The organism is Desnuesiella massiliensis, from assembly GCF_001403615.1.
GTDB classification, from domain to species: domain Bacteria; phylum Bacillota; class Clostridia; order Clostridiales; family Clostridiaceae; genus Desnuesiella; species Desnuesiella massiliensis.
Map to the genome: position 1 here is coordinate 1690203 of NZ_LN879457.1, position 23523 is coordinate 1713725.

Sequence of the window (23523 nt, forward strand, 5' to 3'; positions counted from 1 at the left end):
CCCCTTATTGTTCAGGAACAATAACAACCTTTATCTTTGAAGATACCTCTGGATATATCTTTAACTCTATATCATAAGTTCCAGTCTGTTTTAAAGTATCCATTACTATTTTCTTTTTGTCTATATTAACATTAAATTGCTTTTTAATAAGCTCAGCAATGTCTTTACTTGTTATTGCTCCAAATAATCTACCACTTTCACCTGTTTTTACTACAAGCTTTAATTCTTTACCTTTTAACTGCTCAGCTAAGGCTTGAGCTTCTTCCATTTCTGCAACTTTCTTACGTCTTTCATTTTCTTTTTTTGCATTTATTATGTGTAAATTTTCTTCTGTTGCCTCTTGAGCAAGCTTTCTTGGGAAAAGATAATTTCTTGCATAACCATCAGAGGTGTTTATTACATCCCCTTTCTTTCCAACGCTTTTTATATCTGCTAATAAAATTACTTTCATTTAGATTCACCTTCCCTTAAGTTTTTGATTATAGCATCATTTAATAACTCAACTGCCTCATCTAAGGACAGATTGTTTAACTTAGCTCCAGCCATAGTCATATGCCCTCCACCACCTAAGGACTCTAATATTACCTGCACATTTATATCTCCTAAAGAACGTCCGCTTATGTGTATGTCTTTATCTATTGTAACAAGAACAAAGGACGCTTGGATACCTGTAATATTTAGCAGCTCATCCGCCGCTTGTGCAGCTAAAACAGTTTCTTGTATGTCAGGTGGGCAAATAGCAATAGCTATATTATTTTCCACTTTTGCAGATCTTATAATATCTGCCTTTTTAACGTATGTAGTCAAATCATTACCAAACATCTTTTTTACATCTATGGTATCTGCTCCTAATTTTCTTAAGAAAGATGCCGCTTCAAAGGTTCTAACTCCTGTTTTAAAATAGAAATTTTTAGTGTCTACACATATGCCAGCTAAGAGAGCTTCTGCTTCTATTTGATTTAATTTAGGCTTTTCTAACATATATTGAAGCATTTCTGTTATTAACTCAGAAGTAGATGATGCATAGGCCTCTATATAAGTGAGTATAGCTCCTTCTATATAATCAGGAGTTCTTCTATGGTGATCTATTATGACTACTTTACTTGACATATTCACTATTTCTATATCTTGAACATAGCCTTTACTATGAACATCAACCAATATCAATATAGAATTTATATCCATTTCCTCTTTACATTTTTCTGGAGTTATAAAAAGATTATCGTATTTTGAATCTGTTTTTAATTTATCCAGTATATATCTTATACTGCTATTAGCATCTTGAAGAACTATGTGGCATTCTTTGTTTAGCTTTTGTACCACACTGCTTAATCCCACTGCAGCACCTAAACAATCCATATCCGGATTTCTATGCCCCATAATATATACCTTACTGCTCTCATTTATTAAATCATTTAAAGCATGAGCTATAACTCTAGCCCTAACTTTTGTTCTCTTCTCTACCTCTTTAGTCTTTCCTCCATAAAAAGAAAGTTTATCTCCATTTTTAATTACAGCTTGATCTCCTCCCCTTCCAAGAGCTAATTCCTTAGCCTTGTCTGCAAAATTACTGTTTTCAAAGGGGGTGCTTCCGCCTCTACCTACGCCTATACTTAAAGTAACTGCTAACATATTACCAATATTTATCTCTCTTATAGAGTCTAATATCTCAAATTTTCTTTTCATTTCCTCTTCAATATACTTATTTTGAACAGATAGTATATACTTATTAGAAGCATATTTCTTTAGCATCGCATTTATATTCTGAGCGTAGCTATTAATATTTCTTTCAATTTCTGCAATTAATAATGGCTTTTTATCCTCTTCAGTACTCTTTATAACTTCATCTAGGTTATCTACTTCAATTAACATTACGTTTTCTTTGCTATCTAAGCTATCTTTATTTAAAGTTACGTCATAAAAATATAACAGTATTAAATTATTTTTATAATTTTTATTGGTGCTATTTACAATACTTACATGTATATCGTAATAACTATCATTTATTTTTATACTATTATATAAGGTTTTACTTCCCGATTTTACTTCATCTACATCAAAATCCTTGATTATATTATTTATATTCTTGCCTAAAAACTCTTCTCTGCTTATTATATTTGAAAATTTATTATTATACCAGGATATATCACCCTTATCTCCTACTATTACTAAGGGGAAGGGTAAACTTATCAATGTATTTCTAGTGGCAATATCTAAATTTGAAGAGAAGTCCTCGATAAATTCTTTCCACTTGCTTTTTTTTTCTTTAAAATTATTTATATTATAAACCACTAGAAGTGCAAATACCATCAAAGCTATTAATCCTTGCAGAAAATTTCCTTCAAAGAATAATATAGCTATAAGAATAGATATAAAAATCATATATACTTTTGTGTTCGGTATAAAATTCTTAAACTTATCCACAATAAGCCGCCTTCCTAAATATTATATAATTGATATACTTCACATCTACTTTTTAAATCTTTTGATTAAAGCTCCATATAAACTATTAGGATCCAGCTTCCTTAAATCTAATAACATATCCAGTAAACCTAGGAATACCAATAAATTACTGATAGATGGATTTAATGCTATGAAAATAAGTATAAAAATTACAAAGACCTTATTAAGATTGAATCTTGACCTTAAAAAGTAAGCTACTAAGCTTAAGGCTTGAATTAACAACATCACTTGGAAAAGTATCATGAAGGTACTAGTTATGTATTCACCTAATTCAAAACCACGTGAAGTAAGAAGTATTCCTACGCATATAAATATAACTATTAAAGCTCCAAGCCTATTATCAAAATACCAGGTTATAAAAGTTCTAAAAGCTTCAATTTCATATCCTAGCTTTTTTAAAACCTTTCTTGTTATTTGATAGTTTATATAGGCCATCAAAAGCATAGAAGCTACAAATCCAGCAGGTATCATAAGTAAAAAGGTTTTAGGTGTCATGGCATCAAAAACAGCATACATAGGGTTAGCTGATATATCTACGCCGAGTCCACTATATAAACCTTTACTTAACTCCATGGATTGCTTCAATTGATTTATAAAATCCTCAAGTAAGCCATACATAGTAGTATTCATTATTAAGGTAACATATAAATATAGGTTTACAAAGACACCTACTAAATTTGCAAAGCCTGTATAAATTACTGTATTAATTGGCTTTACTTTATTTTTCAAACAGTATCCCATAACCAAGCCGGAAGCACCATATAAGGCGGCAGAACCTATAGCCATTATAGGATTACCTGTTATAGCTACTATTAACGCACTAACCATAACTGTTATAATAGATACATTAAAATTGTGTCTTAAATATAAAATAGTTATAGGTAAAGGCAATATAAACATTCCAAAGGTAGAAAATAAAGGCACATAACTATTCATGAGTGTTATAACCACAATCAAAGCAGACATAAGTCCCACTTCTATTATTGCCTTAGTATCATATTTTCTATTATTCATAGATTTCCTCCAAAATTAATTTCTTTCTTTTATATGAGTATATAATTTGCTTAAATTCTTTCCTTCTCTTTCAACGATATCTTCTTCAATTATTCCTACTTTTAGTTTCTTCTTCATAGTATCATCTACGGCGGAAAAAGAATATCCTAATCTTTCTGCTAGAACATATAATATTATTATTGCCCCGGAAATACAATCTAAAATAGCCTCTTGTGCTACATTACTTCCCTTAGTTAAAAGTCTATAGAATTCGCCTATAACACATAAAAGCTGTGCCTTTAACTCTTCTATTATCTTTATATCTGACATTATGTTTAAATTATCTCTTTTCACATCTTTCCCCCCATACTTATATTACCCTTTATTGCCATAAAATAACCAAATTAGTTGAATTTAATAACCTATTATATATCTATTGTAGTTTTTTTTCAATATTTATGCAACTAAATACATTAAAAACAAAAGCGCTAAGAAATTATCTTAACGCTCTCCTATACTATTAAACCGTTTTTTTATATTTAAAAATATAAAGCTTAAAAATATAGTGCTAAAAACCAAAGCCAAAGCAATTTTACTTCTATTTTCCTTTATCTGAGGTATAGTAAGCTTTCCTTTCTCCATAATAGATATTGAGCTAGCGTGTATATCCACATCTCCACCATGTTCACTACAATCTCTTGAGAAATTACCCTTAACTTCAATTATATCTCCCTTGTGCTTATAATCCCCTAACACTGATATTTTTGAAGCTATATCATTACTAAGCCATACTCCAATTACATTACTGCCATCATTTATATTTACCCAGCTGTATTTTCCCCTTTTCATTATTTCTCCTACAGCTTCACCCTTTATTTTTACCTCTTCATTGTCATATTGTTTTGCACCTTCTATTAAGTCGTTTATAGAAATATACTCCTCAGCATAGCTTATACTGCTATAACAGAATATAAATACTAAAACCAATACTAAGGTCTTGCAAAGCTTACGCATAGTTTTTTAATACCTCCAAAAATAAATCCTATGAGAGCAAACACTGAAAGAAACTCTAATCTTCCCAAATACATAGCTATTATATAATATATTTTTAACGGTGCTGGAGTACTTATACTAGTAACCCCTATACTTAACCCTACATTTCCTGTAACAGAAGCTGCTTCAAAGGCTGCGCTTGAAACTGGATAACCATAATAACTACCTAAAGCTGTACCAACGGCAAATAAAATAATATAGCAAATTATTATGATGGCTGAGCTCTTTATTATTCCATCTTCCAGTATTTGATCTTTTATATGATGAAATTTAAATTTAGTTACCTTTCTTTCAGAGCTTAGTAGTTTCTTTATTTCACACACTATGCCCTTAAATACTACTCCAACTCTAAGACCTTTAAAACCCCCAGCAGTAGAGCAAGCAGAACCTCCAATAAGCATAGCTATAACCATTATTAATATTCCGAAATCTCCCCATTCTAAAGCAAACTGCCTTGCATATACATTTCCAAAACCTGTGGTAGTATGGGCAGATAGCAAATTATATACACCTCTTCTAAACATGGAAATGGCATCTTTATAAACACCTAATTTATTTAATCCTAATACTATAAAAAATGAGGATAAGGTTGCAGTAATAAAAAAGCTTTGAGTTTCTATATTTTTCACTATCTCTTTTCTATTGCCTTGCCAAATAGCGTAGTGCAATCCAAAGTTAAAAGAACCTATTATAAAAAATACTATAGTAACTATTTCATAGCTAAAACTATGATAATACATCATATTCTGAGACATAGGTGCAAATCCCCCGGTACTCCAAGCAGACATGAATATGAACATTCCATGGAAAAAAGCACTGACGGGCTTTAATCCTATGAACATTCCATTGATCCATAAGGCTATGGTACCTATCAATAGATAAACCATGCTTATAAGCCATATTATCTTTGCTGTTCCCTTTACATTAGGAACCAGCTCTATATCCTTTCCCTCTCCCACATACATTTTATATGCTCCTACAGTATCCTTAACAAGAAAGGATAAAGCTAGAACCACCATTCCTTGTCCTCCTACAAAAGTCAATACATGCCTCCACATATTTAAAGACAAGGACAAATGATCTAAATCTTGAATAAGCACAAGCCCTGTGGTAGTGAAGCCGCTCATTACATCAAAACAAGCATCTAACATAGAATTATAATTACCGCTTAACTTATAAGGTATGGCACATAGTATCATTAATACAATCCAAGATAATGCCGAAATAACTAATCCATGCTTCCATTGAACTCTTCTTACTTTAATACTCTTAAAACCATAAATAAGCATTAAAAATCCTACATCTAAAGCAATAGCCGCACTTATAATAAAATCAATAAAACTAGGCCATTCTGCAAAAGTCAATGAAATTATTATGGGGAAAACCATTAAGGCTGCGGTACCCACGGTTATGCATCCAGTGTAATAGGAGATAACTTTCAAATCCCAAGTATCAATTCTTTTTTTCATAAGCAATTACCCCATTATGATAAATCCTAGTGCTAATGAAATAGTCATGAGCACTAGAGTATATACACATTCTACGAATACTCCCTTGATTAATTTATTTTTATTTAACATACTATTCCCCCTACAAACAAGCTTCTAACTCATTTCTTTTATTTGAAGGTATGGTCATTAAAAGTCTATCTCCTTCAAGAATCTTTATACTTCCATTTGGATATATGATACTATTTCCTCTAAAAATTGAAACTATAAGGCACCCTTCTGGTATGTTAATATTTGAAAGTAGCTTGTTTTTCAATACACTTTTCCTATCTACATTTGCTTCTACTAATATTATTTCTCCCCTATCGAGAGTTTGTACTAACTTTACTCTATCATTATTTAGCTCACTATCAATAATATTAGCTATAACCTCAGTGCTACATACTGTATCGCTTATACCAAGAGCCTTAAATACTTCTCTATTTTTAGGGTTATTTATTCTGGCAATAGTTTTTCTAATATCAAAATTAGTCTTTATCATTTTGCATATTACGAAATTCTCTGCATCCTTGCCTGTAACCGCCGCAATTACCTCTGAGCTTTCAATACCCGCTTCTGTTAATACCTCTATATTTGTACCATCTCCACATATGATATCAGCGTCAAAATCCTCCGCTATCTTATTGCACACCTCTATATCCTTTTCAATGAGAGAAACCTCATAGCCTGTTTCTTTTAATGTTTTTAATAGATAATATCCTACTTTTCCTCCTCCAACTATTACAGCTCTCATAGCAGTCTCTCCTTTACTAGATCCATTACTAAGCTATTCTTATTTTTTCTTAAAATAGTACATATAAGCTTATCACCCTTATTAACCAAATCCTTAGCCTTAGTTAAACCAAATTGTCCATTTTTATATAAAGCTGAAACCCTACATTCATACTTGTTCTCTATATCTTCAACCTTTAAAAAATTATTGCAAAGTACAGGTATTTCAACAATACACATTTCATCATCAAGAGTAACTAAGTCCATACTATCATAGCTGCAAATTTTATTTTTTATTACCTCTACACTCAGCTTAATGGAGGATATATATTCGATACCTAATTGCTTATAAATATATTCTTTTTCAGGCTCGCATACTCTAGCTATCACCCTTTTAACATCGAATATATCCTTAGCTATCTTAGCACTCATAATATTTACATTATCATCAGGGGTCATAGCTAAAAATACATCTGCTTTATTTATGCCAGCTCCAATTAATACATCTTTATCTATTTCAATACCTTTAATTCTTTGTCCATTAAATACGGTACCTAGGTTTTCCAAATTCTTTTCTTCTTTATCTACCACCACTACATCATGTTCATCATTAGCAAGAGCTTTTGCTATATTCACACCCATTCTTCCGCTACCTATTACTACTACATACACTTTTTTTACCTCCAAGCTAAATAGTATTATCCAAGACAGGCTATCTTACTTTTGAAATATATACTTCTCTTCATTATTTTTATCTTCGCTGCAATTCACATTTTGCATTTTATTAAAAAGCTTTAAATCTTCTATATAATATCCTTCAATATTAAATTCATCGTATCTGCATTTATTTTTAATTCTTGCCGCCTGTATATATGATTTATCAAAGCTAGCATCCATGGTAATGTCTCTATTAAAGAATATTACTTTTACAAAACTCCATTTTATTACTTCATCTTTCCTACTTATTAATTTTCTAGTGTTGTCCTTCACTATTTCCTCTTCTAAACGGCAGTTAAAATTTAAAGCTTTAAGTAATGTATATAGAAGTACATTTTTACTAAAGTTATCTCCTCTACCCATAACTAAAGTTTCTGAAGCCTTTTGATCCTTACTAAAAGGATCATAATATATTGAATTTTTTACATAGGTATATACTTTCCTTATCAAATCCAACCCAAAATATTCTTCAGATAGCATACCGATATAATTGATTATTTTTTCATTCTTTACATCACAATAATAGTCTATCATTCAAACACCTCCTTTTGGTCAGTTCGATGCATGTAGATATCCAAAAACCTCTGAAGTTTCATAAAACTTCTGTGCTTGTTCTTTATTTCCGCTTAACTCATAGACCTTTCCTAAGTTATAATATATTTCACCTTTAGTTGGCTCCATAGAAAGAGCTTTTTTTAATATATTAAGAGCATCCTCAAGCTTTCCAGTATCTATTAGATCCTGACTTAATTTTAAGTAGTACTTTATATTTTCTTTATCTTCTGTAATATTACTTATTTCCTTCAATACATTTTTTACTTTTTCTGATGTGAATGGCTTTTGTAAATAAGCCACTGCTCCAAGCTTAGTGCATTCTATGGCATTTTTAACTGTAGCAAAAGCCGTCATTATAATAACGGGAATAACAATGCCATTTGTTCTTATGCGCCTTAATAGCTCCGTACCACTAATCTCTGGCATTTTTATATCAAAAAACGCTAATTCTATGGTCTCTCTATTAAAAATATCTAGTGCTTCATTGGCATCTCTTGCTTGTATAACCTCATAACCTTCTAATTCTAAACATGTAGTCAGCATCATTCTAATATTTTTAGTATCATCTACTACCAGTACTTTACTCATATTCTTTCTCTCCTTCATTTTTATCTGGAATAGGTAAAGATATAATAAACTCACTACCTTCTCCAAGGGCACTTTCACACCATATTTCACCTTTATGAATTTCAATGATTTGCTTTGCTATGGCTAACCCTAGCCCTGTGCCTTTAGACTCCCCATCACTAGACTTTATCTGTATAAACTTTTCAAATACTTTATCTAAGTACTCTTCGGGAATTCCTATACCGCTGTCTTTTACAGATATATATATCCTTCTATCTGATTTATAGGAGCGTATAAATATCTCATCACCCTGATTAGTATATCTTAGTGCATTAGATATCAAGTTATTTATAACCCAAGTAAGCTTTTCAGCATCACCGTATACCTGTGGTAAATCCTTATCAATATCATAATATAAGTCAATTTTTTTACTTTCTGCTTGATTTAAAAATTCTTTAACAGAGCCTTGAATTATAGTTTTAACATTGCAATAGTTCATACTAAATATAGATTTATCGTGCTCTATTTTAGAAAGTCTTAATAAATCATTAACTAAAGATAGCAACTTATTTAAATCATCATTTATAGTATCGATTATCTCTTTTTGTTTATCATTCAGTTCACCTAATCCTTCATCTTTAAGCATACTGGTTCCTATCATAAGAGATGTCAAAGGTGTTTTAAATTCATGAGATACCGTTGATACAAATTCAGTTTTCATGTTCTCTAATTCTTTTAATCCTGTTACATCTTGGAACAGTACCACTACTCCGCTTATCTTTAATGCATTTACACTATCTGAAACAGGAGTTACCACCACATTAAAATAATAATTCTCATCTTTATTTTTAATCTTAATTATTTTTTCTTTATGCTGATTTAATTCATTTATATCCTTGCAGGCTGTAGTTATATAATCAAAAATCTCTCCATCTCTCACAGCTTCTAAGAAATGTCTATTTATAACCTCTTTTTCTTCAATTGCAAAGAAATTCTCAAAAGCATTATTTAACAAAAGTATTTTATAATTGGTATCTAGAACTATTAAAGGCGTAGAGGAACTTTTTACTATAGCTAAGGTTTTGTTTCTTTCTTGTATTATCTTTCCTAAGGTACTTCTTTCAAACTCATACAGTCGCTTAGTCATCTTATTAAATTCCTGTGCCATTATGCCTATTTCATCCTGAGATATTACTGGGGCCTCTTGATTTAAATCTCCCTCTTTAACTCTTTTTATGGTATCTGTTAATAGAGAGATAGGTTTTAAGGTTTTGTTAATGTAGTATCTTGAGAAAACAAAGCCGCTAATTACTGCAAATACGGATAGGGCAAGTACTATATACATGGAATCTTCAGCATAATTAGTAACTCTATCTTTACTTATTAACATAGAGCTTTCATTTAACTTGATTAAATCATTTAATGTTTTTCTTATATCCAGTGTAGCTTGTATAACCTCTTTGTTATAGTAATCTATAGCTTGATTTAAATCATAGTTACTTCTTGTAATCTGCAGCTGAGAAAATCTTTTTACATATTCTAAATATTGTTTACCTAGTTGATTTACTAAATCTCGTTCTCCGCTTTCAGTTATATTATTAGCTTCAATGTTATACCATTTAAAGAATTCATCACTTTCTTTATAAAATTCATCTATGGCCTTTTGATTGTTTGCATATATACTTGATATAATAACTAAGTCCTGCTTTTCTAAAGCCTCCGCCATATTATTAGAAGCATTTATACTTTTATAATTATCTGTCATAAGTCCATCTATGGAATTTTTTAAATTGTAAAGGTTCATAACAGAGCATATTCCTACTATTCCTATAGTAATTACTAATGTGAGATATACTAATGTGATCTTTCCTTTAAGGGTCTTAATCATATTAATTCTCCTTATAATATCAAATTTATTTTTTAATAAACTTAAGCCGTGATAGGGAAACAACTTCAACTAAAACTTATACATGCACCAAGATGGCTTAAATATACCATTTTGCAACATGTATAAGTTAAGTTTTCGTAATGTTTCCCTATACCTCTATAATTAGAAATATCACGACTGACTATACACTCTACTTCTCACCTTTAAGTATAGGTATTTCTATTTATTTGTTCAATGATACATATTCATGATAAAGTAAAAAAAAGCCACATATCCCTAAGCAAATAAGCAATAACTTGTCTTTATAACTCCCAATATGTCTGATATTTTTCTTTAGACAGCTATATGCTAATGTAGAAAAAATACTAGAATTTTTTATAAAAAAAAGAATCAAAATTCTACTAGAATTTTGATTCTTTATGTAAACAGATTTATTATTCTGTTGTGAATGGCAATAAAGCAATATTCCTTGCTCTTTTTACTGCATCTGTTAATTCTCTTTGATGCTTAGCACAAGCTCCAGAAATTCTTCTTGGAAGAATCTTTCCTCTTTCAGTTACGTACTTTCTTAGCTTATTTATATCTTTGTAATCTATAAATTCAGCTTTATCCATACAGAAAGAGCAAACTTTTCTCTTAGCTCTCTTCATTCTTCCGCCGCCTTTTTTAACTTCTCTGTCTTTGCTCATGATTTTCCCTCCTTACCTTTAAAGTTAGAATTAAAATGGGATATCTCCATCATCTACAGGAGTCATATCCTCATCATAGGGCATACCTCCAAAACTTGGTTCGTTTGGCACACCATATCCAGAACCGCCACTAAAGCCAGCACTCTTATTAGCTCCAGAACCAGCTCCATTTCCCCACTCAAGGAATTGGACTTCTTCTGCTACTACTTCGGTAACATATCTCTTAGTGCCGTCCTTTGCGTCATAAGACCTTGTTTGGATTCTACCACTAACACCCATAAGTTTTCCTTTGCTCATGTAATTAGCAGTAGTTTCAGCTTGTTTACCCCATATTACTACGGAGATAAAGTCCGCCTCCCTTTGACCATCTTTAGAAAATCTTCTATCAACCGCCAAGGTTACGGTGGCAACTGCAGTTCCAGCTCCAGGTGTAAACTTCAACTCTGGATCTTTTGTTAATCTTCCTATAAGAACTACTTTGTTCATTTAAAGCACCACCTTATTTTTCTTCCTTAACAATGATGTGTCTTATAACTCCATCAGTAATTCTGAAAATTCTATCTAACTCTTTTGGTAATTCAGGGTTAGCACTGAAGTTTACAAGAGTATAGAAGCCTTCGTTAACTTTTTTGATTTCGTAAGCAAGTTTTCTCTTACCCCAAAAGTCAACGTTATCTACTACTCCACCACCATTTTCTATTACACCTTTAAATTTTTCGATAGCAGCTTTAACAGCCTCTTCTTCTAATGATGGGTGTAATATGAATATAGTTTCATACTTTCTCATCACAATTCACCTCCTCCCCTCGGACTAACGGCTGTGAATTTCACAGCAGGGATTACATCAATATATTTTATCAGTTTATAAGATTAAAAGCAAGCTAAATTTTAAATTATTACACTTTTTAATTTTCAGCATTATTCTTAGGTCCATTTTGCTTTATAATTTTCTTAACATCTTTTTCAAACTTTTGCCTTGGAAGCATTACCAACCTTCCACATCCAGTACATTTTATCTTTATATCTGCACCTAGTCTAATTATCTCCCATTCATAGCTTCCACAAGGATGCTGCTTTTTCATTTGTACTATGTCACCTAAATAAAACACCTTTTGCATAATAAATATCCTTTCTAATCATTTTTATTGACATTAATTATCTTCCTCCTAGGATAAGGAATTTCTATCCTTGCCTTGTCTAAAGCTTTTTTAATTTCTACTCTCAAGCTATTTTCGCATTCCCATTGAGTCATAGCTTTTGCTCTTCCAAAAACTCTTACGGTTACCCCCGACTCCTTTAATGAAGTAACTCCTAATACCTTAGGTCCCTCTACTATATTTTCATTATCCTTAAATTTCTCGCAAACTTCACTTATTACCTCTATAACTCTATCTATATCTTCCTCATAAGCTACATCTACATCCACTAATATTCTCATATCACTTCTTGAATGATTAGTAACTTGATTTATTAATCCATTAGGAATTATATTAATATCTCCATTAAAATCCTTAAGCTTAGTAAGTCTTAATCCTATGCTCTCTACGATGCCACCCTTATCACCTATGTGTATATAGTCTCCTACAGCAAATTGGTCTTCAAATAGAATAAAAAAACCATTTATAACGTCTTTAACTAGATTCTGAGCACCAAAGCCTATGGCGACTCCACCAATACTAGCAAAAGTTAAGCTTATAGTTCCAAATATTTGTGTTAATATAGCAGCGATACCAAAAAAGTAAACAGTATATCTTAATATGCTCTTTAGTAAGGCCGCTAAAGTATTAGCTTTTTTTTCATCTAAAGATATTTTTAGCTTACTTTGCTTTTTCATGGACTTATCTATAATTCTCGTACCTATTCTTATAAATAGATACATGGCAACTATTATTAATAGTAGATTAAGTATCTTTAAAAAAAAGCCATTAATCTGATCCATGGTTATTCTAAATTTACCAATCTCTAAATATCCTTTTTCAAAATCAAGCTTAAGAGTAAACAAAGAATTCAAAATGCTCATAAATACCCCCTAAAATTAATCAAAAATAATCTCTTTTACTGAATTCTCATCTCTATAGTAAATATTCTTATAAATAACCTTATTTTCACTTATTAAATCCTTTATTTTGTTTAATTCTTCTTCTCCAAATTTAATACATATACCACAGCTTTGAGTTATATAAGTAGGTGTAGGCATAATAGTTATATTAACATTGTTACCTTTTAATACCCTTTCACCTTCAATGGCATCATGGGTGTTTTTAAAAATCATCAAATAGTATTTATTCATATGTAATTTCTACAATAGATATGTAGAATCTTCTCCCCTTTCTTTATTAGAATTATCCTAACTAAGCTATAGTATAAACTATTTTTATAGGGATTTAAAGCAATAATACTTTAATATATTGTTTATGTTTAATAGTTTTGTTATTCTAAATATATGATTAAATTATATGTAAATTTTATTTAATATCTATATTTAAGGGAGTTAATTTTATGCTAAACATACCAGACTTGTTTAAGGCTATATTTTCTGGTTTTACTACCGGCATAACTATTTGTATACCACTTGGACCTTCCGGTATTGAATCTATTAAAAGAACAATAGCTTTTAACTTTTACGAAGGATTTAAGGTTTCATTAGGTGCTATTACAGCGGATATAAGTTGTATGATTTTAATAAACTTTGGACTATCTGCTATTTTTTTAAAAAGCAGAAAAACTGAAGGAGTTTTTTGGATAATTTCTGGAATACTTTTAATGATTTTTTCTATATTTTCTAATGAAAGAAACGGTAAGCAAAAAGAATTTTCTTTTAATGCTTTTTCTACAGGATTTTTAATAACCTTTTTAAACCCCATGACTCCGGCTCTATGGATCGCTCTAACAGGAACCATACTAAATGTTTGGAGAAATATAGGAGTAACTTATTACTGCATTTTTATTTTATCCTTAATAATAGGTATGATAAGCTGGTTTGCTCTACTTAATTACCTTGCCCTAAAGGGTATAAAAATGCTTAATAATAAAACTTCAAATAAAACCTCATTAATTCTAAAATATATATTATTAGTTTTAAGCTTTGGTTTTGTAATATATGGAATTTATCAATTTTTATCTTAATTTTTATGTTGTTATTAAACTAAATTGAAAGGCAGGTGAAACCGTTGATAATAAGGCAACGGTGATAATGAAGATATACTTAGATAATGCAGCTACTTCTTTTCCTAAACCATCTAGTGTTGTAGATGCAGTAGTAAATTACATGACTAACATTGGCTCTAATCCAGGAAGGGGCAGCTATAATAATGCTTTGGAGGGAAGTAGGATAGTTTATAATTGTCGTGAGAGAATATGTGATTTATTCAATTTCCATAAACCAGAAAATGTAATTTTTATGCCTAATATAACCTATTCCCTAAATGTACTTATTAAAAGTATTGTAAAAAATAATTGGCATATAATAATATCTTCTATGGAACATAATTCTGTATTGCGACCCATTTTTCAGCTAAAAGAAACCATGAATATAGATATTGATGTAATTCAATGCTCAGAGGAAGGTTTTATTGATTTAGATGATTTTAAGTCTAAAATAAGGCAGAATACAAAGCTTGTAGTTTTATCTCACGCCTCTAATGTAAATGGCTCCATTCAACCGTTATATGAAATTGGAGAAATTTGTAGAAATAAGGGAGTATACTTTATAATTGACTCCGCTCAAACTGCTGGCTCCTTAGAAGTAGATTTTAATGATTTAAATTGTAACGCTCTAGCTTTTACTGGACATAAATCTTTATTAGGACCTCAAGGCATAGGTGGCTTTTTAATAGATGATGAATTAAATAACTTGTCAATTCCTTATATAGTTGGGGGAACAGGCAGTCTTTCTTCTCAAATAACTCAGCCTGATTTTCTGCCTGATAAATTCGAAAGTGGAACATTAAATACTCCTGGTATAGCCGGATTACTTGAAGGCATTAAATTTATAGAAAAAGAAGGATTAAAAGCTATAAGAGATCATGAAGATAGTCTAACTAAATATTTTATAGACAGTCTCTTAAATATGAAGGATATCATTTTTTATGGTTCTACAAATGTTGAACTGCGCACTTCTACTATTTCTATAAATTTTAACCACAGAGACTCTGCGGAAGTATCCTATCTTTTAGACAGCCAATATGGTGTTATGACTAGAACTGGTTTACATTGTGCTCCTTTAGCACATAAAACTATAGGTTCCTATCCCATAGGCACTTTAAGGTTTAGCATTGGATACTTTAATACTAAAGAAGAAATTAAATATACTATAGATAGTTTACATAATATATTAAGGGGGATTTGATATGGAGAATTTTCAAGATAAAATAAGCAAGTTACTAATTTTCTTTTTAGTTTATACCATTACTTTTCTTTTATTTTTTAAAACTTTGACTTATACACTACCCTTTGTACTAGCAATTATTTTTGCCTACATACTAAGAGAGCCTACTAAGTTCTTGGCTAAGAAAATAAAATGTAAAGAGTCCTTAGCCTCTTTATTAACTACTATAGTTTTTTTTAGTGTAATAGTTACATTAGTATATTTTATAATTTCTTCTCTTACTAGTGAGCTCATAAGATTTACAAAAGGTATACAATTATATATCAATAATAACTATGGTTTAATATTAGACTTTCTTACTAAACTTCAGGACAATTTTAATAATTTAGATCCTACAATTTTAGCGTCTATTAAAAACTCAATTTTAAACTCTATTTCTACTATAGTAAATTCTACTGTTAACATTGGTACATCTATAGTAACTTATTTAATAAGTGTTTTAAGTTCTATTCCATATATAGGTATGGTAATAATTTTCACTCTAATTTCAACTTACTTTTTTACCAAAAGACTTTCTTCTTCAGATTTTAAAATAAATATATTTACTAATAACAATGGACAAAAGGCAAGACATATTTTTATTCATTCAAAAAAGATGTTAGGAAATTATATTGTTTCTTATACTTTTGTAATATTTATAACTTTTTTAATTACATTGTTTGGTTTTTTAATATTAAGAGTTGATTATGCAGTAATTTTAAGCTTATTATGTGCTCTTTTAGATTTATTACCTGTTCTAGGTATGCCTATGGTTTACATTCCTCTTATAATTATTAACTTTTTAGCACACAATTACTTTACTGCTATTGGTCTAATAATATTATATTGTCTAGTATTTATCTCAAGGCAAATAATAGAACCTAAAATTATGTCTACCTCTTTAGGTCTTGACCCCGTAGCTGTTTTAGCTGCAATATTTATAGGCTTAAAGGCAAATGGTGTATCAGGAATGATATTTTGTATGTTTCTAGTGGTTTTTTATAATATATTAAAAAAAGCCGAAGTTTTATAATTCTACAGTATAAAAACCTCCTTTTTGGACATAATTCCAGAAAAGGAGGTTTTTCTTTAATGAATGAAAAATTTATTTTTGACTGTCTAAGTAAAGATTCACCTTTTAAAATTCGAGATGTATTAAGTTATGAAATAAGTCAAGCTTTAAAAGCTAATCGTCCTATTGTATTTCTCTGCATTGGAACAGATCGCTCTACAGGAGATAGTCTTGGTCCACTAGTAGGTGACAAATTAAAGTTTTTAATAAGAAATAAGGTGGCCCTTTATGGAAACCTTGAAAATCCCGTACATGCTAAAAATTTAAGAGATACTTTAGAAATAATTAATTCAAATTATAATGATCCATTTATTATAGCTATAGATGCTTGTCTTGGAAATATTCAAAATGTAGGAAAGATAATGATTGAAAGAAAGCCTCTGCATCCTGGATCCGCTATGAATAAAGACCTTCCTCCTGTTGGAGATCTTAGTATTACAGGCATAGTTAACATTTCCGGTGCCTTAGAATTTATGGTACTACAAAACACTAGACTCTTTACTGTTATGCAGCTGGCAGAAACTATATCAAAGGGAATTTATCATTCTGTCTTAAAATCTATAGGTGGTAGAAAATCCTCAATACCTTCAAGTTCTGAGATAGAATTACAAAACTAAAATATAGAATTGTAAACCCTACTATTTATAATATATTCTATATCATCTATGCTTTTACTTCCACAATCTATGATCAATGTCCCCTCTTTTTTAAAACTATTTTGAAGGTTTGATATTGAACTATTATTTTCTTTTAACATACATAAAATAGCATCACAAGGTTCTGATTTGTCATTTGTTATCTCGTGACCTCTTTCTATAAGCTGCTCCTTAATATGTTCTAAATCTTTATCTACAAATACTTTCATAACAAAACCTCCTTTTAGCAAATATTTTTGCCTTAAAGGAGGTTTTTTATACAATAGAGCTATTTATTCATAGCTTCAGCTAACACATGCAATTCTTCTTCTGATAAATCATATCTTGAAATTCCTTTATCTATAGGCTTGGCATAGGTTGTACTCTCATTTCTTCCATAGATACCTGTTATTACTACTCCATCATTTTTATCATTTAATAAAGCAATAGAAAAGCTTAAATCACTACCTACATCATCAAAAGCCTTATATCTCATCATTGATACCTTTTGAACGCAATCTTTTACTCTCAAATCTAGCTTTTCAAAGAGTTGTTTCATTTCTAAGGTATTTTTATTTGCTTCATCCACCTTGTCCATATATCCAATTATTAATTCCTCTACATTCTTATTATTAACACCTCTCATAAACTTTCTATATCTTTTTTCAAGATTGCTAGTACTTCTAAATAATACTGCTATTAAAATTAATAAGATTATAATAATAACTATTAGGCCAAGGATTAGATAAGGTTGAAATTTTACTATTATATCATATATATTCTGCAATTTACTTTTATTCCCCTCTCTATTATACTGAATACAAATGTTTCACGTGAAACATTTACAAATTTATTATATCTAAAATACGTTGTAGGTCATCATTAGAATAATATTCTATTTCAATTTTACCTCTATTCTTCTTTGCATTAATCACTACCTTAGTACCAAAATGGTTTTCTAGCTTTGACTTTACATCATTTAAATAAGGTTGTGTTTCTACTTTCTTCTTATCTTCTTTACTTTGGGGATTTAATAAATTTTTTATAACTCTTTCAGTGTCCCTAACGCTTAAATTCTCATCTATTATTTTTTTGCATATTTCATGCTGCATATTTAAATTTGGTAATGCTAGCAAAGCTCTGCCATGGCCCTCTGTAATTATTCCTTCTATTAAAAATTGTTGAACCATTTCATCTAAATTTAATAACCTTAAGGTATTAGTAATGGCAACTCTTGATTTTCCAATCTTAGTGCTTAGTTCCTCTTGAGTTAAATCAAAATCCTCAAGTAATTTCTTATAAGCTTTAGCTTCCTCTATAGGATTTAAATCTTCCCTTTGTATATTTTCTATAAGTGATATCTCCAAAACTTGCTTATCTGTTAATTCCATTACTATAGCGGGTATCTCTTTTATTCCAATTTCTTTGGCTGCTCTCCATCTTCTTTCTCCAGCTACAATAACATAACTTTCATTCTGCTTTTTTAATATTAAGGGCTGAATAATTCCATGTTCTTTTATAGAATTTGCTAAGTTCATTATTTTTTCCTTATCAAACTCTTTTCTTGGTTGATCCACATTAGGCTTAATCAAATTTATAGAAATTAAGTTTCCTTTTGTTTCTTCACTTTTCTCTTCTTCTGGAATTAATGCCCCTAACCCCTTTCCAAGTCCAAATTTTTTACTCAATGCAATCTCACTCCTGTCTCTTTAAAAATTCTTTATATAATTCTTCATAAGCTTCCGCACCTTTGCATCTATCATCATATAGCATAATAGGTAGTCCAAAACTTGGTGCCTCCGCTAATCGTATATTTCTTGGGATGGTAGTTTCATATACTTTATCCTTAAAATACTTTTTCACTTCAGAAACAACTTCGTTTGACAAATTAGTTCTGCCGTCATACATACTCATTATTACTCCCTCAATATCCAAATCCTTATTGAGAGACTTTTTTACCAGCTGAACTGTGTTAACTAGTTGTCCTACTCCTTCTAATGCATAAAATTCGCACTGTATAGGTATAAGTACCGAATTGGAGGCAGTTAAAGCATTAATTGTTAAAAATCCTAAGGATGGAGGACAATCAATAAAAACAAAGTCAAACTTATCTCTTATGTCAGCAAGTTTTTTCTTTAAAATATTCTCTCTATTCTTTCTTTCAATAAGTTCAACTTCTGCTCCAGCTAACTCCATAGTAGATGGCGCTATGTATAATCCCTTTACAAGCTCAGATTCTATTATAACTTCTTCCAAAGGAACATCTGAGGTTAATACATCATATATAGAATTCTGCAAGCTTTTTTTGTCAATTCCTAGTCCACTAGTTGTATTACCTTGTGGATCAATATCTAAAGCAAGCACCTTGTATCCTTCTAAAGCTAAATAAGCGCATAGATTAATATTAGTAGTAGTCTTTCCAACTCCACCCTTTTGATTAAAAATGCATATAATTTTCATAGTGTACTCTAATTCATAATTGACTTAGTAAAAATTAGAGTGTTCCACCTCCTTCCACATAAAGCATCTTCCTTAAATAACTGATAACTATATTCATATATAATATATTTTAGTAGTTGCTTTTTTAAGATGCCTAATAATATTATATCTTTATATAGAGCATAATTAAAGTGAAAAATATTGAAATTTAAAAAGTTATATGAATATTATCGTTTTTTTACTTTTATTTTTAAAAAGTGCAAAATAAAAAGCACATAGAAAGTTTCCATGCACTTTAAAATAAATAATATTGCTATATTATTAAATGTTTCACGTGAAACATATTTACTTTTTAGGTATAGTTATAGTAACCTGAATTGAATCTTCCAAATCCTTAGAATTATACTGAGCACTAATTCCATACTTATCAAAAACCTGCTTTATGGTATTTATATATACCTTAGGTGAAAAAATACCCTTAATTCTTTTTTTGCCATCTGCAGCAACTTCATCCTTGCTTAACCTTAATAATTCTTTTTCTACAAGTTCCTCAGTTTTTTTAACATTTAAAGATTTTTTAATTACTACTTCTAATATTTTAATTTGTAAAGCTTCATCAGGAAGTTTCAATAAAGCTCTAGCATGCCTTTCAGTTAATTTGTTCTCTAATAATTTTGTTCTTACCTCATGAGATAGCTTTAGCAATCTCAACTTATTAGCGATAGTGGATTGTTTCTTTCCAATTACTTCTGCTAACTGCTCTTGCGTATAGCCATGTTCTTTTATTAAGTTAAAATAGGCTTCAGCCTCTTCCATATAATTCAAATCTTCTCTTTGCAGGTTTTCCAGTAAAGCTATAGCTGCGGACTCTTTATCTGTTATATCCACTATTATAGCTGGCACCTCTTTTAATCCTAACTTTTTTGCAGCTCTGAGTCTTCTTTCCCCTGCTACTAGTTCATATCTCTCATTACTCATTCTTCTTACAGATAAAGGTTGAATTATTCCATAAGCTTTTATAGATTGCGCTAACTCATCTATAGCTTCCTCATCAAAAAACTTTCTTGGTTGATATAAATTTGGAAGTATCATATCTGGAGCTATGTAAGTTATACTTTCTTGCATATATACTACCATCCCTTACTCAATTTCCTTTTATTAACAATTCTCTATAAGTAGTAAAATTCCTCTTTTTTTATACAAAAATCATACTACAAATTATATCATAAAATTACAGATATTAAAATTTATTTAATAGGCTTTTTAGTAATGGTACCTGCTTTCCTTGGATATACATCTGGTGACTTTTTTATTTTTTCCACTATGACTAAATTATGCTTTAAATCGCTATCTTCAATATCTACCTTAATCACATCAAGCAACTTACCACCTAGAATTGCTATGGCATTTTTAGCATCAGATAATTCGTCTTCCACCGCAGGACCTTTTAAAGCAACAAAATGTCCACCTACCTTAACATAAGGTAAACAAAACTCAGATAGCACACTCATATTTGCAACAGCTCTTGAGGTAGCAATATCAAAATTTTCTCTATAGCCATTTTTTCTTGCTAAGTCCTCAGCCCTACCATGAATAGTGCTAAAATTTTTCAAATAAAGCTTATTTATAATATCATTTAAAAAATTTATTCTCTTATTTAAGGAATCTAGTAGAGTTATATGCAAGTCTTCCTTCATTATGCCCAAAGGTATTCCCGGAAAACCTGCTCCTGTTCCTACATCGATTATAGATTTTTCTTTTAAAAATTCATTAAACTTGAATGCTTTAATGCAATCTATAAAATGCTTTTTAATTATTTCTTCATCTTCAGTAATAGCTGTAAGATTAATTTTTTCATTCCACTCTTTTAGTAAATCCTTATATAAAATAAACTTATTATATTTATCTTCGTTGAATTGGACTCCTACATCCTTAGAGGCTTTTTCAAGTAAATCATAGTAAATCATTTTTTCCTCCAACTTAATCTTCTTTTTTATATTTATGTTCAAGATATATTAATAAAACAGATATATCTGCTGGTGATACTCCAGATATTCTAGAGGCCTGACCGAGACTTATAGGTCTTATATTATTTAATTTTTGTATAGCTTCTATCCTTAATCCCTTTACTTCATTATAATCTAAATTCTCAGGGATTAGTTTCTTTTCAAACTTTTTAAATTGATTTACTTGCTCCATTTGTTTTTCTATATATCCCTCATATTTCGATATAATGTTAACTTGTTCTTGTACATCCAATGGTAAATCTGTTCTTTCAGAATCTAATTCCTTAGTATTAAAATAATCTAATTCTGGTCTCTTTATTAATTCGTAGAAACTAATAGGTTTCTTTAGCTCTGCAGAATTTAAATTAAGAAGAAATTCATTAATTTCTTTTTTATTAGTTATTTGAAGACTCTTGATCCTTTCAACTTCATTCTCAATTAATTCTTTTCTTTTTTTGTATCTATTATATCTTTCTTGTGAAACTAATCCTATGTCATATCCAATATCTGTCAACCTCAAATCTGCATTATCTTGTCTTAATATAAGTCTATACTCTGCTCTGGAAGTCATCATCCTGTAGGGCTCATTAGTCCCTTTAGTTACCAAATCATCTATAAGCACACCAATATATCCATCAGATCTTGTTAATATTACTGGCTCTTTTTCTTGTACCATTAAAGCTGCATTAATTCCTGCAATAATTCCTTGTGCTGCAGCTTCTTCGTAACCTGAAGTACCATTTAGTTGACCCGCTCCAAATAATCCATTAACTTTTTTAAGCTCTAATGAAGGTTTTAATTCTAAAGGATCTATGCTGTCATATTCTATAGCATAGCCCGTTCTCATAACTTCTACCTCCTCTAGTCCTGTAACAGTTTTTATCATGGCTATTTGGACATCCTCTGGCAAGGAACTAGACAGCCCTTGAACATACATTTCCTCTGTATCCTCTCCTTCAGGCTCTACAAAGATTTGATGCTGAATTTTATCTGGAAATCTCATTATTTTATCTTCTATGGAAGGACAATACCTTGGTCCTACTCCTTCTATAGATCCATTATACATAGGAGATCTATGAATATTTTCCCTTATTATATTATGGGTGTTTTCATTAGTATAAGTTAAATAGCATGAAACCTGTTCTCTATCTATATTATCGCTCATAAAGGAGAATGGAATTATTTTTTCATCTCCCTTTTGCTCTGTCATCTTGCCAAAATCTACGGAACCTCTATTAACCCTAGCTGGAGTACCTGTCTTAAATCTTCTTAAGTTAAAACCTAACTTTAATAAACAATCAGTTAATTCCATTGAAGGAGCTAAACCATTAGGTCCACCACTGTAATTAACATCTCCCATTATTATTCTGCCTCTTAAATATACTCCTGTAGCTATAACAATAGTTTTCGCTGTAAAATATGCTCCTGTCCTTGCAACAATTCCTTTAACTCTTCCAGCTTCTACCTCTATATCTACAACCTCTACCTGTTTAACATCTAAATTTTCTTGTAGCTCTAATACATGTTTCATTCTTTCTTGATATTTCTTCTTATCAGCTTGAGCTCTTAATGAATGTACAGCTGGTCCCTTAGATGTATTTAACATTCTTGATTGTATAAAGGTATGGTCTATATTTATAGCCATCTCTCCACCTAAGGCATCTATCTCTTTGACTAAATGTCCTTTTGCAGTTCCTCCAATATTAGGATTACAAGGCATTAATGCTATACTATCTAAGTTCATAGTAGCCATTAGTGTTTTGCATCCCATTCTTGCAGCAGCTAAGGCTGCTTCGCAACCAGCATGCCCTCCACCTATAACAACTACATCATATTCCCCTCTTAGGTATTTCATAGTATA

The 23523-nt window shown here is 30.4% G+C and carries 27 protein-coding genes and 1 pseudogene; 4 read left to right on the plus strand and 24 right to left on the minus strand.

Annotated features, from left to right (window positions below; translation table 11 throughout):
* Positions 1–4: 4 nt before the first annotated feature.
* From rplI to BN2665_RS25960, 17 genes and pseudogenes are all read right to left on the minus strand, one after another.
* Positions 5–451, minus strand: a complete 447-nt coding sequence (gene rplI, locus BN2665_RS25880) for a 50S ribosomal protein L9 (RefSeq protein WP_055669956.1) — start codon at positions 449–451, stop codon at positions 5–7.
* Positions 448–2382: a DHH family phosphoesterase gene (locus tag BN2665_RS25885; RefSeq protein WP_154675053.1), complete on the minus strand. Its 1935-nt coding sequence runs from the start codon at positions 2380–2382 to the stop codon at positions 448–450. The genes rplI and BN2665_RS25885 overlap by 4 nt, the downstream gene beginning before the upstream one ends.
* A gap of 87 nt (positions 2383–2469) precedes the next feature.
* Positions 2470–3477, minus strand: a complete 1008-nt coding sequence (locus tag BN2665_RS25890) for a YybS family protein (protein ID WP_055669958.1) — start codon at positions 3475–3477, stop codon at positions 2470–2472.
* A gap of 15 nt (positions 3478–3492) precedes the next feature.
* Positions 3493–3810 (minus strand): MazG-like family protein, encoded by a 318-nt coding sequence (locus BN2665_RS25895; protein ID WP_055669959.1) that lies wholly within the window; start codon positions 3808–3810, stop codon positions 3493–3495.
* Positions 3811–3957: 147 nt separating this feature from the next.
* Entirely contained in the window at positions 3958–4470 is a 513-nt protein-coding gene (locus tag BN2665_RS25900; protein ID WP_055669960.1) for a hypothetical protein, read from the minus strand.
* On the minus strand, positions 4446–5978 hold the full coding sequence (locus BN2665_RS25905; RefSeq protein WP_055669961.1) for a TrkH family potassium uptake protein: 1533 nt from the start codon (positions 5976–5978) through the stop codon (positions 4446–4448). The genes BN2665_RS25900 and BN2665_RS25905 overlap by 25 nt, the downstream gene beginning before the upstream one ends.
* A 121-nt stretch (positions 5979–6099) precedes the next feature.
* On the minus strand, positions 6100–6750 hold the full coding sequence (locus BN2665_RS25910) for a potassium channel family protein (protein WP_055669962.1): 651 nt from the start codon (positions 6748–6750) through the stop codon (positions 6100–6102).
* Complete coding sequence (locus BN2665_RS25915) at positions 6747–7415, minus strand: potassium channel family protein (protein ID WP_341452799.1); 669 nt, start codon at positions 7413–7415, stop codon at positions 6747–6749. The genes BN2665_RS25910 and BN2665_RS25915 overlap by 4 nt, the downstream gene beginning before the upstream one ends.
* 30 nt (positions 7416–7445) lie before the next feature.
* Entirely contained in the window at positions 7446–7979 is a 534-nt protein-coding gene (locus BN2665_RS25920) for a transglutaminase domain-containing protein (protein ID WP_055669964.1), read from the minus strand.
* An 18-nt stretch (positions 7980–7997) separates the two neighbouring features.
* Entirely contained in the window at positions 7998–8588 is a 591-nt protein-coding gene (locus BN2665_RS25925) for a response regulator (protein WP_055669965.1), read from the minus strand.
* Positions 8581–10455 carry a HAMP domain-containing sensor histidine kinase gene (locus BN2665_RS25930; RefSeq protein WP_055669966.1) on the minus strand — a complete coding sequence of 625 codons (1875 nt, stop codon included), beginning with the start codon at positions 10453–10455 and terminating at the stop codon, positions 8581–8583. The genes BN2665_RS25925 and BN2665_RS25930 overlap by 8 nt, the downstream gene beginning before the upstream one ends.
* A gap of 434 nt (positions 10456–10889) precedes the next feature.
* The gene (gene rpsR, locus BN2665_RS25935; protein ID WP_055669967.1) at positions 10890–11144 is read right to left on the minus strand and encodes a 30S ribosomal protein S18; all 255 of its coding nucleotides are present in this window, start codon (positions 11142–11144) and stop codon (positions 10890–10892) included.
* Positions 11145–11312: 168 nt separating this feature from the next.
* A pseudogene (locus tag BN2665_RS25940) lies at positions 11313–11630 on the minus strand (single-stranded DNA-binding protein); the annotation flags it as partial.
* 13 nt (positions 11631–11643) lie between these two features.
* Positions 11644–11931: a 30S ribosomal protein S6 gene (gene rpsF, locus BN2665_RS25945; RefSeq protein ID WP_055669969.1), complete on the minus strand. Its 288-nt coding sequence runs from the start codon at positions 11929–11931 to the stop codon at positions 11644–11646.
* A 118-nt stretch (positions 11932–12049) separates the two neighbouring features.
* Positions 12050–12262, minus strand: coding sequence for a DUF951 domain-containing protein (locus BN2665_RS25950; RefSeq protein ID WP_055669970.1), 213 nt, complete (start codon positions 12260–12262; stop codon positions 12050–12052).
* Between the two features lie 14 nt (positions 12263–12276).
* Positions 12277–13155 (minus strand): mechanosensitive ion channel family protein, encoded by an 879-nt coding sequence (locus BN2665_RS25955; RefSeq protein WP_423229888.1) that lies wholly within the window; start codon positions 13153–13155, stop codon positions 12277–12279.
* A 24-nt stretch (positions 13156–13179) separates the two neighbouring features.
* A complete protein-coding gene (locus tag BN2665_RS25960; RefSeq protein WP_055669972.1) occupies positions 13180–13434 on the minus strand; it encodes a putative Se/S carrier protein in 255 nt (84 codons plus the stop codon).
* A 209-nt stretch (positions 13435–13643) separates the two neighbouring features.
* Here BN2665_RS25960 and BN2665_RS25965 point away from each other — a divergent pair, with 209 nt between their 5' ends.
* The 4 genes from BN2665_RS25965 (at position 13644) to yyaC (ending at position 17199) form a co-directional block, all read left to right on the plus strand.
* Positions 13644–14270, plus strand: coding sequence for a LysE family translocator (locus tag BN2665_RS25965; RefSeq protein WP_055669973.1), 627 nt, complete (start codon positions 13644–13646; stop codon positions 14268–14270).
* Positions 14271–14337: 67 nt separating this feature from the next.
* On the plus strand, positions 14338–15492 hold the full coding sequence (locus tag BN2665_RS25970; protein WP_055669974.1) for an aminotransferase class V-fold PLP-dependent enzyme: 1155 nt from the start codon (positions 14338–14340) through the stop codon (positions 15490–15492).
* A 1-nt stretch (position 15493) separates the two neighbouring features.
* Positions 15494–16543 carry a sporulation integral membrane protein YtvI gene (gene ytvI / locus BN2665_RS25975; RefSeq protein WP_055669975.1) on the plus strand — a complete coding sequence of 350 codons (1050 nt, stop codon included), beginning with the start codon at positions 15494–15496 and terminating at the stop codon, positions 16541–16543.
* 59 nt (positions 16544–16602) lie between these two features.
* Positions 16603–17199, plus strand: coding sequence for a spore protease YyaC (gene yyaC / locus BN2665_RS25980; RefSeq protein WP_055669976.1), 597 nt, complete (start codon positions 16603–16605; stop codon positions 17197–17199).
* Here the strand turns inward: yyaC and BN2665_RS25985 are convergent.
* The 7 genes from BN2665_RS25985 to mnmG all read right to left on the minus strand — a co-directional run bounded on the left by BN2665_RS25985 (position 17196) and on the right by mnmG (position 23517).
* Positions 17196–17447: a YkuS family protein gene (locus BN2665_RS25985; RefSeq protein WP_055669977.1), complete on the minus strand. Its 252-nt coding sequence runs from the start codon at positions 17445–17447 to the stop codon at positions 17196–17198. The genes yyaC and BN2665_RS25985 overlap by 4 nt on opposite strands.
* 59 nt (positions 17448–17506) lie before the next feature.
* Positions 17507–18004 carry a DUF4446 family protein gene (locus tag BN2665_RS25990; protein ID WP_055669978.1) on the minus strand — a complete coding sequence of 166 codons (498 nt, stop codon included), beginning with the start codon at positions 18002–18004 and terminating at the stop codon, positions 17507–17509.
* A 55-nt stretch (positions 18005–18059) separates the two neighbouring features.
* Positions 18060–18905, minus strand: a complete 846-nt coding sequence (locus BN2665_RS25995; RefSeq protein ID WP_055669979.1) for a ParB/RepB/Spo0J family partition protein — start codon at positions 18903–18905, stop codon at positions 18060–18062.
* A gap of 7 nt (positions 18906–18912) precedes the next feature.
* Complete coding sequence (locus BN2665_RS26000) at positions 18913–19677, minus strand: ParA family protein (protein ID WP_055669980.1); 765 nt, start codon at positions 19675–19677, stop codon at positions 18913–18915.
* A gap of 324 nt (positions 19678–20001) precedes the next feature.
* Positions 20002–20781, minus strand: a complete 780-nt coding sequence (gene noc / locus BN2665_RS26005; protein ID WP_055669981.1) for a nucleoid occlusion protein — start codon at positions 20779–20781, stop codon at positions 20002–20004.
* Positions 20782–20903: 122 nt separating this feature from the next.
* Entirely contained in the window at positions 20904–21623 is a 720-nt protein-coding gene (gene rsmG, locus BN2665_RS26010) for a 16S rRNA (guanine(527)-N(7))-methyltransferase RsmG (protein WP_055669982.1), read from the minus strand.
* Positions 21624–21636: 13 nt separating this feature from the next.
* Positions 21637–23517 (minus strand): tRNA uridine-5-carboxymethylaminomethyl(34) synthesis enzyme MnmG, encoded by a 1881-nt coding sequence (gene mnmG, locus BN2665_RS26015; RefSeq protein WP_055669983.1) that lies wholly within the window; start codon positions 23515–23517, stop codon positions 21637–21639.
* Positions 23518–23523: the final 6 nt, after the last annotated feature.

Coding starts and splice junctions, on each gene's coding strand:
- BN2665_RS25930 (WP_055669966.1), bottom strand. CDS start 10,455: ATGATTAAGACCCTTAAAGGAAAGATCACATTAGTATATCTCACATTA.
- BN2665_RS25985 (WP_055669977.1), bottom strand. CDS start 17,447: ATGAAAGTATTTGTAGATAAAGATTTAGAACATATTAAGGAGCAGCTT.
- BN2665_RS25965 (WP_055669973.1), top strand. CDS start 13,644: ATGCTAAACATACCAGACTTGTTTAAGGCTATATTTTCTGGTTTTACT.
- BN2665_RS26000 (WP_055669980.1), bottom strand. CDS start 19,677: ATGAAAATTATATGCATTTTTAATCAAAAGGGTGGAGTTGGAAAGACT.
- rsmG (WP_055669982.1), bottom strand. CDS start 21,623: ATGATTTACTATGATTTACTTGAAAAAGCCTCTAAGGATGTAGGAGTC.
- ytvI (WP_055669975.1), top strand. CDS start 15,494: ATGGAGAATTTTCAAGATAAAATAAGCAAGTTACTAATTTTCTTTTTA.
- BN2665_RS25925 (WP_055669965.1), bottom strand. CDS start 8,588: ATGAGTAAAGTACTGGTAGTAGATGATACTAAAAATATTAGAATGATG.
- mnmG (WP_055669983.1), bottom strand. CDS start 23,517: ATGAAATACCTAAGAGGGGAATATGATGTAGTTGTTATAGGTGGAGGG.
- BN2665_RS25905 (WP_055669961.1), bottom strand. CDS start 5,978: ATGAAAAAAAGAATTGATACTTGGGATTTGAAAGTTATCTCCTATTAC.
- BN2665_RS25970 (WP_055669974.1), top strand. CDS start 14,338: ATGAAGATATACTTAGATAATGCAGCTACTTCTTTTCCTAAACCATCT.
- rpsR (WP_055669967.1), bottom strand. CDS start 11,144: ATGAGCAAAGACAGAGAAGTTAAAAAAGGCGGCGGAAGAATGAAGAGA.
- BN2665_RS25920 (WP_055669964.1), bottom strand. CDS start 7,979: ATGATAGACTATTATTGTGATGTAAAGAATGAAAAAATAATCAATTAT.
- noc (WP_055669981.1), bottom strand. CDS start 20,781: ATGCAAGAAAGTATAACTTACATAGCTCCAGATATGATACTTCCAAAT.
- BN2665_RS25885 (WP_154675053.1), bottom strand. CDS start 2,382: ATGATTTTTATATCTATTCTTATAGCTATATTATTCTTTGAAGGAAAT.
- BN2665_RS25910 (WP_055669962.1), bottom strand. CDS start 6,750: ATGAGAGCTGTAATAGTTGGAGGAGGAAAAGTAGGATATTATCTATTA.
- BN2665_RS25900 (WP_055669960.1), bottom strand. CDS start 4,470: ATGCGTAAGCTTTGCAAGACCTTAGTATTGGTTTTAGTATTTATATTC.
- rplI (WP_055669956.1), bottom strand. CDS start 451: ATGAAAGTAATTTTATTAGCAGATATAAAAAGCGTTGGAAAGAAAGGG.
- BN2665_RS25950 (WP_055669970.1), bottom strand. CDS start 12,262: ATGCAAAAGGTGTTTTATTTAGGTGACATAGTACAAATGAAAAAGCAG.
- rpsF (WP_055669969.1), bottom strand. CDS start 11,931: ATGAGAAAGTATGAAACTATATTCATATTACACCCATCATTAGAAGAA.
- yyaC (WP_055669976.1), top strand. CDS start 16,603: ATGAATGAAAAATTTATTTTTGACTGTCTAAGTAAAGATTCACCTTTT.
- BN2665_RS25960 (WP_055669972.1), bottom strand. CDS start 13,434: ATGAATAAATACTATTTGATGATTTTTAAAAACACCCATGATGCCATT.
- BN2665_RS25890 (WP_055669958.1), bottom strand. CDS start 3,477: ATGAATAATAGAAAATATGATACTAAGGCAATAATAGAAGTGGGACTT.